The sequence below is a fragment of the Enterobacter sp. SENG-6 genome (genome assembly GCF_001605945.1).
In the GTDB taxonomy this organism is placed as follows: domain Bacteria; phylum Pseudomonadota; class Gammaproteobacteria; order Enterobacterales; family Enterobacteriaceae; genus Enterobacter; species Enterobacter cloacae.
Genome location: NZ_LOMM01000016.1, coordinates 64,624 through 75,030, shown reverse-complemented (window position 1 = coordinate 75,030; position 10,407 = coordinate 64,624). Strand labels below are relative to the sequence as shown.

General features: G+C 55.8%; 8 protein-coding genes. 7 read left to right on the top strand and 1 reads right to left on the bottom strand.

From position 1 onward, the window contains the following. Window positions 1-259: 259 nt before the first annotated feature. Window positions 260-742: an Hcp family type VI secretion system effector gene (locus AX755_RS09865; protein ID WP_029883323.1), complete on the bottom strand. Its 483-nt coding sequence runs from the start codon at window positions 740-742 to the stop codon at window positions 260-262. 298 nt (window positions 743-1,040) lie between these two features. On the opposite strand from AX755_RS09865, the gene AX755_RS09860 reads away from it, so the two are divergent. The 7 genes from AX755_RS09860 to AX755_RS09830 all read left to right on the top strand — a co-directional run bounded on the left by AX755_RS09860 (window position 1,041) and on the right by AX755_RS09830 (window position 10,386). Then, window positions 1,041-2,525 (top strand): alpha/beta hydrolase, encoded by a 1,485-nt coding sequence (locus tag AX755_RS09860; RefSeq protein WP_062856684.1) that lies wholly within the window; start codon window positions 1,041-1,043, stop codon window positions 2,523-2,525. Window positions 2,526-2,616: 91 nt separating this feature from the next. Further along, window positions 2,617-3,828, top strand: a complete 1,212-nt coding sequence (locus tag AX755_RS09855; protein WP_062856685.1) for a diguanylate phosphodiesterase — start codon at window positions 2,617-2,619, stop codon at window positions 3,826-3,828. Window positions 3,829-3,916: 88 nt separating this feature from the next. Continuing rightward, window positions 3,917-4,810 (top strand): aminoimidazole riboside kinase, encoded by an 894-nt coding sequence (locus AX755_RS09850; protein WP_062856683.1) that lies wholly within the window; start codon window positions 3,917-3,919, stop codon window positions 4,808-4,810. A gap of 169 nt (window positions 4,811-4,979) precedes the next feature. Continuing rightward, window positions 4,980-6,497: a carbohydrate porin gene (locus tag AX755_RS09845; protein ID WP_062856682.1), complete on the top strand. Its 1,518-nt coding sequence runs from the start codon at window positions 4,980-4,982 to the stop codon at window positions 6,495-6,497. 67 nt (window positions 6,498-6,564) lie between these two features. Then, window positions 6,565-7,935, top strand: a complete 1,371-nt coding sequence (locus AX755_RS09840) for a sucrose-specific PTS transporter subunit IIBC (RefSeq protein WP_029883319.1) — start codon at window positions 6,565-6,567, stop codon at window positions 7,933-7,935. Next, window positions 7,935-9,341, top strand: coding sequence for a sucrose-6-phosphate hydrolase (locus AX755_RS09835; RefSeq protein ID WP_062856681.1), 1,407 nt, complete (start codon window positions 7,935-7,937; stop codon window positions 9,339-9,341). Before AX755_RS09840 ends, AX755_RS09835 begins: the two co-directional genes overlap by 1 nt. Window positions 9,342-9,369: 28 nt before the next feature. Further along, window positions 9,370-10,386, top strand: a complete 1,017-nt coding sequence (locus tag AX755_RS09830) for a LacI family DNA-binding transcriptional regulator (protein ID WP_020688679.1) — start codon at window positions 9,370-9,372, stop codon at window positions 10,384-10,386. Window positions 10,387-10,407: the final 21 nt, after the last annotated feature.

Genomic DNA, 10,407 nt, shown 5'->3' with positions numbered 1-10,407 from the left:
GCGGGCTGGAGAAAGGGTCATTCTGAGAATGAAGATTCCGACGTTACTAACTGAGTGTTGTATCTAATCGTGGGGGCAGGTCACCACGGTCCATGTAGCCTTACCATCCCATAGAACCAGATGTAAGTCAGTGCTGATGGGCCTTTATGGAATCTTGCTATCATCATGTTGTTAACAATGGATGCGCCAGGGGGAACCAGCAAGGAGGTTGGATACGCAGGCGGTGTTGGATGAATGGGTATCGTTGGATAGCGCATAATTAACGCTCCGCCCAACTATCAGCAAACTGTAAATTTCCATCACAAAACTTCCACGTAATTTTATCGTACCGTAACTCAACCAGTTCCAGATGATTATGCTTTTCTTTGGTGGGATCTTTTATGTCGTGCATTAGCGGTGAAACCGAGACTACTTTCACGTTTTCAAGTGTCATATTGTAATATTCAACTTCCTGCCCCGCATCGTTTATCTTGTACCACTTAAATTCCGCAGTCTTAAGTGTTTGTCCGGTCGCTACTGCCTTCATGAGGTAAGGGGAGGACGAGTCAATTTCTTTCTGAAATAACAAAGGGGCATGTTGGCGAGTGCCCATTACTTTTCCGGTAAGTGCATCGGTAGGTAATCTCAGACTGTGTGTGAAACCGGTGATTTCAATGCTGCCTTCTCGATCCTGAACATCTACGCTTCCTTTTATTTCAGTATTGCCATCATCTCGTATCCATAAATAAGCCGGTATAGCCATTGTTAAAACTCCATTTTCAAAAAAGAGATTATAAATATACGTAAATATCATCTTTTAGCATGCGGTTTAGTGTTATTTATTGTTAACCAAGATAGTCAAGGTTGATGTATCTAATATTGGCATTTATTTAATTTATGAAGCAGGTGAATGAAGAAATAATGGATATCGTATGGGCATACCTTACACAAGCGCTGATAAGCGCGACAAAAAAATCATTAGCAATAAATACAGTGAATACCTCAGCCCCTTCACATTTTTGATAAGATACAAACACAGTGACTAAGAGAAGGAACCCGGCATGGCGAATCTGCCCTGGCGTGTCAGCGTGCGCCTGATGGCTCTCGCAAAGAAAGTAGCGATGGTCATAGGGATTATCGTGGTTGTGCTGCTGGCAGTGCGGGTATATCTCTCGCAGCAGGGGCCGGCGTTACATCTCTGGCATACCTGGCGTGCGGATGAAATGAGCGTAAGCGAGCTGGAAAAGGCGAACTTTGCTGACTATCTCGACCGGGAAAAGGCCATCTTCACCGACCTGGATAACGCGGTCACGGCAAAAACGAAGGGGGAGGAGCGTACCGCCTTAAACCGCTACTACCGTCAGAGCCTGGTGTGGCCCGGAAAATTTACTCCGGATGCAAATCGCTCGTTTGTGCTGATGCCTGCCGGTAAACCGCGTGGTGCAGTAGTTTTACTGCACGGACTCACCGATTCGCCCTATAGCGTTAAGCACCTTGCCGTTGATTATCAGCAGCGCGGATTTGTGGCCGTGGTGCCGCGCCTGCCCGGACACGGGACGGCACCAGGGGCGCTGACAAATGTTGACTGGGAGATGTGGCTGGCGGCGACGCGTCTTGCCGTGCGCGAAGCCTCCCGTCTGGCGGGGGATAACGTTCCTTTGCATCTGGTGGGCTATTCCAACGGCGGGGCGCTGGCGATGAAATACACCCTGGACGCGCTGGAGTCGCCTTCGCTGCGAAAACCTCAGCAACTGGTGTTGTTGTCACCGATGATCGGCGTCACGGCGTTTGCCCGCTTTGCCGGATTCGCAGGCTTACCGGCACTGTTACCGGCGTTTGCGAAAGCGGCTTGGCTGAATATCGCGCCGGAGTATAACCCTTACAAATACAACTCTTTCCCGGTAAACGCGGCGCGTCAGTCGTGGCTGTTGACGAAGGCGCTGCAGGAGCAGATTGGCCGCGCTGCACAAAACCACACGCTGGATCGGTTGCCGCCGGTACTGGCCTTTCAGTCGGTGATGGATTCCACCGTCAGTACCCGTGCGGTTGTCACGGGGTTATTCGACCAGCTTCCGGCCAATGGCAGTGAACTGGTGGTGTTTGATATCAACCAGGCGGCGAGTTTCCGCCCGTTATTCCGGCCGTCGTCGTGGACGGCCCTCTCTGAGTTGTTGCCCTCTGCGCAAAGGCGTTACAGTGTCACGATTGTTACCAACGCCAGTGCGGAGCGTTTCGCCACGGTCGCGAAGCACATCCCCGCAGGCAGCACAGAGGAGACCGTGGAGCCGCTGGCGCAGCAGTATCCGCCGGAGGTCTATTCGCTTTCGCATGTCGCCGTACCTTTCCCGCCTGATGACGATCTGTATGGCCGGCATCCTGCCGTGAAAAACCGCTATGGCATCAGCCTGGGCACCATTGCGTTGTGGGGAGAGACCTCCGTACTGAGCGTGGGTAAAGATGCCCTGATGCGGGTGACCTCAAATCCGTTTTACGACTACATGAAGATGCGGATCGACAACCGCATCGGGACGGAGGAAAAAGGGTGATCCCTTAAGCCGTTAATTTATTAGGTAGCGCTGGTGAAGTATGTTAAACAGTAACTTCCCCGGCGCCTCCCTTATTCTGGAACCCATTCCTGTGCTCACCACGCTGATTTATCGAAGCCAGTTACATTTATCCTGCCGGTCCGCAGAATTAAGCGCGCTGGTAGAACGAGCACGAAGCCGCAATGCCAAACTGAACATCACGGGTGTCCTGCTCTCGAACGGCTGTGACGTCATGCAAATTCTTGAGGGCGCGGAAGAGAGCGTCGTGAAGTTGTTCCACAAAATTCGCGATGATGAGCGCCACAGTGGCGTCGTCGAACTGATGCGGGATTACGGCCCCCGCAGACGGTTTGACAATGTCGGCATGCTGCTGTTTGACCTGCAGGTCCAGTCCCCAAAAGAGGTGCTTGAGTCGGTTTTGCATTACAGCCAGCTGGAAAGCTATCTCATATCCGATGATCGGGTGTTCAAATTCATTCAGACCTTTATCACCGGGAAACATACCGGCCAGACGAGGAACCCGGTGGATGCGGGAAAATGGACGCTCGCATGTGAAAAAGCGCCCTTCGGTGAGGCCATGGGGTTGATAGCCGGTCAAATCTGTCAGTTTGCGCTGCAGCCGATAGTCGAGCCCTCGGAAGGGAAAATCAGTTCACTTGAAGCGCTTATTCGTGGCAACAATGGCGGGAGCCCGGAACATTTCTTCAAAACGCTCGATCAGGACAAGCTCTACGAAGTGGATCTGCAAACCAAAGCGTATGCCTTTGCGCTTGCGGAGAAACTGGGTATCGGCAGCCATAAAATTGCGGTGAATTTACTCCCCATGTCGCTGGTCAAGATGCCCGGGGCGGTCGAGTTTCTTGTGGAGCAAATCAGACAACACGGGCTTCAGCCGGAGCAGGTGGTCATAGAAGTGACTGAAAACGAGATGATTTCCGGCTTTAACAAGTTCAACAGCGCGATCAAACAGCTTCGGGGTGAAGGTATTGGCCTGGCGATCGATGATTTCGGCTCCGGGTATGCGGGGCTTTCGCTGCTTACCCGCTTCCAGCCGGATAAAATCAAGATCGATCGGGAAATAGTCAGCAATATTCATCTCAGCGGCCCAAAACAGGCGATTGTCCGATCGATAGTGAGCTGCTGCACCGACCTTGAGATCACGCTGGTGGCGGAAGGCATTGAGAAGCTGGAGGAGTGGTGCTGGCTGGAATCCGCCGGTATTCGCCGTTTTCAGGGGTTTCTGTTTGCCCGGCCGCAGCTTAACGGGGTGGGCGATATTCACTGGCCACACCTGGTACGATAACGCTTTTTCCTTCCTGATTATTTCCCCTTTGGTCAGCCTGTGTTTAAATAGCTAAAACGGTTTAACATAGTTTAGCTGCGAGGATGACATGGATAAAATCTGGGTACTCGGTGATGCAGTGGTGGATTTACTGCCAGAGGGGGACGGCAAATTGCTGCAATGTCCCGGCGGCGCACCGGCAAATGTGGCGGTCGGCATCGCCCGACTGGGCGGAAAAAGTGCCTTTATTGGCAGGGTTGGCGACGATCCGTTTGGCCGCTTTATGCAGAAAACGCTGGCGGATGAGCAGGTTGATGTGCAGTGGATGCGCCTCGATCCGGCTCACCGCACCTCAACGGTGGTGGTTGATCTGGACGAACAGGGCGAACGCTCGTTTACGTTTATGGTTCGGCCGAGCGCCGATCTGTTTCTCGACTCCACCGATCTGCCGCCTTTCAGGGCCAAAGAGTGGCTGCACGCCTGCTCCATTGCGCTCAGCGCGGAGCCGAGTCGCTCTGCCACTTTTCAGGCGATGGATGCAGTTAATAAAGCCGGTGGTTTTGTCAGCTTCGACCCCAACATTCGCCCCGACCTCTGGCAGGATGAGGGCGATCTTCGCCGTTGCCTCGAACTGGCGCTACAGCGCGCGGACGTGGTGAAGCTCTCCGTTGAAGAGCTGACGTTTTTGACCGGCGAATCCCATATCGAAACCGGTCTGGCGGCGCTGATGCGCCATTGTCCGGCCCGACTGGTGCTGGTGACGCTGGGTAAAGAGGGGGTAATGACCTGGCATGAGGGCATCACGACACACTATCCGGCCACACCGGTAGCGTGTGTTGATACCACCGGCGCAGGCGATGCGTTCGTCGCAGGGTTGCTGTTCGGCCTGGCCTCGTCAGGCCAGGATCTGGCAACAACCCTTGCACTGGCCCAGCGCTGTGGTGCACTGGCCACGACAGCCAAAGGGGCAATGACCGCGCTGCCGTACCGTCACAACCTGTAATTCCTTCCTGGCCGCCGACCGGCGGCCTGAATTGTCGCCTCGATCACACTTACTAAAACGGTTTAGCAAAAAGTATTGCCGATCCAAAATTCACGGGTTTAGTATCAGCAACCTAAACCGGTTTAGCAATTTAGCATTATCAAAACACTTTTTTTAGGGATGCGACAAAATGTATAAAAAACGCAGACTTGCCGTGATGATTGGCATGCTGGCCGGTAGTACCTCTGTTTTTGCCCAGACCGATATGACAAGCATTGAATCGCGCCTGGCGGCGCTGGAACAGCGTCTTCAGGATGCGGAAATGCGCGCCCAGAATGCGGAGAAACGCGCGACGGCAGCAGAACAAAAAACGCAGCAGCTGGTTGCCGCCCAGCAGCAAACGCAGAACACCACCCAGGAGGTGGCCCAGCGTACCACGGTGCTGGAAAAGAAAGCCGATCAGAGCAGTGGTTTTGAATTTCACGGTTATGCCCGCTCAGGCCTGCTGATGAATGATGCGGCGTCCAGCAGCAAAAGCGGTCCGTATCTGACGCCTGCCGGGGAAACCGGGGGCGCGGTCGGTCGTCTGGGTAACGAAGCGGATTCCTACGTTGAGCTAAATGTGGAACACAAACAGACGCTGGAGAGTGGGGCGACCACGCGCTTTAAGGCCATGTTAGCCGACGGGCAGAAGACCTATAACGACTGGTCAGCCGATACCAGCGATCTTAACATTCGTCAGGCCTTTGCCGAGCTGGGCAATCTGCCTGATTTCACTGGCGCGCTGAAAGGGAGTACCTTCTGGGCCGGTAAACGCTTTGACCGCGATAACTTTGATATTCACTGGCTGGATTCTGATGTCGTGTTCCTCGCCGGTACCGGCGGCGGTGTCTACGACGTGAAGTGGAATGATACGCTGCGCAGCAACTTCTCGATTTACGGGCGCAACTTCGGCAGCGAAGAGCAGATCGACAACAACGTTCAGAACTATATCCTCAGCATGAATCACTTTGCCGGGCCATTCCAGCTCATGGTGAGCGGCCTGCGGGCGAAGGATAACGACGAACGCAAGGACAGCAATGGCGATCTGATTAAAACCGATGCGGCGAACACCGGCGTGCATGCCCTGGTGGGTCTGCACAATGACAGCTTCTACGGCCTGCGAGAAGGCTCAGCGAAAACGGCGCTGCTGTATGGTCACGGCCTGGGGGCAGAAGTTAAAAGCATCGGCTCTGATGGCGCGCTGCTGTCAGAAGCCGATACCTGGCGCTTCGCAAGTTACGGTGTCACGTCGCTCGGCGGTGGCTGGCATATCGCGCCTGCTGTACTGGCCCAGAGCAGTAAAGACCGCTACGTCAAAGGCGACAGTTACGAGTGGGTTACGCTCAATACCCGCCTGATCAAAGAGGTTACGCAGAATTTCGCCCTGGCGTTTGAGGGCAGCTATCAGTACATGGATTTGAACCCGGAAGGCTACAAAGATCGCAACGCCGTTAACGGCAGCTTCTACAAGCTGACCTTCGCACCGACCTTAAAGGCGGGCAAAATTGGCGATTTCTTCAGCCGTCCTGAACTGCGCCTGTTTGCCACCTGGATGGACTGGAGCAGCAAACTGGATAACTACGCCAGCGATGACGCCTTTGGCAGCAGCGGCTTTAACGCTGGCGGGGAATGGAACTTTGGGGTCCAGATGGAAACCTGGTTTTAACCCTTCACGCTCCCGCCTGGCGGGAGCGTATCAAACATCATAAAAATGAAGTCAGGCAGAGGTAACTATGGATTTTGATAATATTTCCCGTGCGCTCATTCCGCTGCTCGGTGGCAAAGAGAACATCGCCAGTGCCGCGCACTGCGCAACGCGCCTTCGTCTGGTGCTGGTCGACGATGCGCTTGCTGACCAGCAGGCCATCGGCAAGGTCGAGGGGGTGAAAGGCTGTTTTCGTAACGCGGGCCAGATGCAGGTGATTTTTGGCACTGGCGTGGTGAATAAGGTTTACGCGGCTTTTATTCAGGCGGCAGGGATTGGTGAATCCAGCAAGTCAGAAGCGGCAGATCTCGCGGCGCGTAAGCTCAACCCGTTCCAGCGCATTGCCCGCCTGCTTTCCAATATTTTCGTACCGATCATTCCCGCCATTGTTGCGTCCGGTTTGCTGATGGGCCTGCTCGGAATGGTGAAAACCTACGGCTGGGTGAATGCCGATAACGCCATCTACATCATGCTGGATATGTGCAGCTCGGCGGCGTTTATTATTTTACCGATCCTGATTGGTTTTACCGCCGCGCGTGAGTTTGGCGGTAACCCCTATTTAGGCGCCACGCTAGGTGGCATTCTGACCCACCCGGCGCTGACCAACGCCTGGGGCGTGGCGTCCGGCTTCCACACCATGAATTTTTTCGGCCTTGAGATTGCCATGATTGGCTATCAGGGAACGGTGTTCCCGGTGCTGCTGGCCGTCTGGTTTATGAGCATTGTGGAGAAAAACCTGCGCAAGGTCATCCCGGATGCGTTAGACCTGATCCTGACGCCGTTCCTGACCGTCATTCTCTCCGGTTTTATCGCGCTGCTGATTATCGGCCCGGCGGGACGCGCGTTAGGCGATGGCATCTCCTTTATTCTGAGCACGCTGATTACCCACGCGGGCTGGCTGGCCGGTTTGCTGTTCGGCGGGCTCTATTCGGTGATTGTTATTACCGGCATTCACCACAGCTTCCACGCGATTGAAGCCGGGCTGTTGGGGAATCCGTCGATTGGCGTTAATTTCCTGCTGCCCATCTGGGCCATGGCGAACGTGGCGCAGGGGGGGGCGTGCCTGGCGGTGTGGTTTAAAACCAAAGACGCAAAAATCAAAGCCATTACCTTACCGTCGGCGTTCTCGGCCATGCTCGGCATTACCGAAGCCGCTATTTTTGGTATCAACCTGCGTTTCGTGAAACCGTTTGTGGCCGCGCTGATTGGCGGTGCGGTGGGTGGCGCATGGGTGGTGTCGGTGCATGTCTACATGACGGCGGTAGGGCTGACGGCGCTGCCGGGGATGGCCATCGTGCAGGCCAGTTCGCTGCTCAACTATATTATCGGCATGGTGATTGCCTTTGGCGTAGCGTTTACCGTCTCGCTGCTGCTGAAATATAAAACGGACTCTGAATAATGACATTACCTTCCCGCTGGCCTGCCGTGCTGCAGGCCGTGATGAAAGGCCAACCGCGCGCGCGTGCCGACCGCCACTACCCGCAGTGGCACCCGGCACCGGTGACGGGGCTGATGAACGATCCGAACGGTTTTATCTGGTTTGCCGGGCGCTACCATCTGTTTTATCAGTGGAACCCGCTGGACTGCGATCACCGCTATAAATGCTGGGGGCACTGGAGTTCGCACGATCTGCTGCACTGGCAGCACGAGCCGATGGCGCTGATGCCAGATGAAGAGTACGACCGCAACGGTTGCTATTCCGGCAGCGCCGTGGACAACAACGGGATGCTGACGCTGTGCTATACCGGCAACGTTAAATTCGATGACGGCAGCCGCACCGCGTGGCAGTGCCTGGCGGTGGAACAACCGGACGGGACCTTTAAAAAACTGGGGCCGGTGCTGGCGCTACCGGATGGCTACACCGGCCACGTGCGCGACCCGAAAGTGTGGCAGCACGACGGGCAGTGGTACATGGTGCTGGGCGCGCAGGATGTGCACAAGCGGGGCAAAGTGCTGCTGTTCAGGTCTGCCGATTTGCACACGTGGGTATCGTGCGGAGAAATTGCCGGTCACGGCGTCAACGGACTCACGGATGCGGGATATATGTGGGAGTGCCCGGACCTGTTTGCCCTCGACGGGACGCACGTTCTGATCTGCTGCCCGCAGGGGCTGGCGCGTGAGCCGCATCGTTATCTCAACACCTATCCGGCAGCCTGGATGAGCGGGGCGTTTGACTATCAGCGCGGCGCATTTGAGCACGGTGCGTTACACGAACTGGATGCCGGTTTTGAATTCTACGCCCCGCAAACGACGCTGGCGGAAGATGGCCGGCGGATCCTGATTGGCTGGATGGGCGTGCCTGACGGGGAAGAGATGCTGCAGCCCACCCGGGCACAGGGCTGGATCCATCAGATGACCTGTCCGCGAGAGCTGCGCTACCGCGACGGCAAGCTCTGGCAGACTCCGGTGCGTGAGCTGGAAATACTGCGTGAAGAGGAACTGCACTGGCAGGGCAACGCCTGCGATGCGCCGGAGCTTGATGCCTCGCGCCTTGAGTTCGAGCTGAGCGCTGCCTGCGCGAAACTGGATTTTGCCGGTGCGCTGCACCTCACGGTCGATGGCAATGGCCTGCGTCTGGAACGTGCCAGCCTGCAAACGGGTGAGACGTTAACCCGCTACTGGCTGGGTGAGGTTCACCATCTGCGCGTTCTGTGCGACCGCTCCAGCGTCGAAATTTTCATCAATCACGGCGAAGGGGTGATGAGCAGTCGCTATTTTCCTGACCAACCGGCCCGGGTGCGATTCGAAGGTGCGTCCGACATCACATTACGCTACTGGTCGCTGCGCGGCTGCATGGTAGAATAGCGGTTTTGGCAGCCGGATCTAAGTCGTTGTGAGAAAAACAAAACGCGTCACCATTAAAGACATCGCGGAGCTGGCGGGGGTGTCAAAAGCCACCGCCAGCCTGGTACTGAACGGACGCAGCAAAGAACTTCGCGTGGCGGAAGAGACCCGTGAGCGCGTGCTGGCCATTGCGAAAGAGCATCACTACCAGCCCAGCATTCACGCCCGCTCGCTGCGCGATAACCGCAGCCACACCATTGGTCTGGTGGTCCCGGAGATCACCAACTACGGGTTTGCCGTGTTTTCTCACGAACTGGAGACGTTGTGCCGCGAGGCGGGCGTTCAGCTGCTCATCTCCTGTAGCGATGAAAACCCGGGGCAGGAGACCGTGGTGGTCAACAACATGGTGGCGCGTCAGGTCGACGGGCTGATTGTTGCCTCCAGCATGCTCAACGATGCGGATTACCAGAAACTGAGTGAACAGCTGCCTGTGGTGCTCTTTGACCGCCACATGAATGACAGCTCGCTGCCGTTGGTGATCACCGATTCCATTACCCCGACAGCCAAACTGGTGGCCGACATTGCCCGCCAGCACCCCGATGAGTTTTACTTCCTCGGTGGGCAGCCACGGCTTTCCCCCACGCGCGACCGCCTTGAAGGGTTTAAACAAGGTCTGCGCGACGCGAACGTTACGCTGCGCCCGGAGTGGATCATTCACGGAAATTATCATCCGAGTTCCGGTTACGAGATGTTCGCCGAACTCTGTGCTCGCCTGGGGCGTCCGCCAAAAGCCCTGTTCACCGCCGCCTGCGGCCTGCTGGAAGGGGTGCTGCGCTATATGGGGCAGCACAATCTGTTGCAAAGTGACATCAGGTTAGCCAGCTTTGACGATCACTATCTTTACGATTCGCTCACGATCCCGGTGGATACCGTGCGCCAGGATAACCGTCAGCTTGCATGGCACTGCTTTGATCTGATTGGGAAATTGATTGACGGTGAAACGCCAGAGCCCGTGCAGCGGAAACTGGATGCCACCCTGCAGCGGCGCTATAAAGCGGCAGAATAGCCCTGCCGGACGACGGGATAC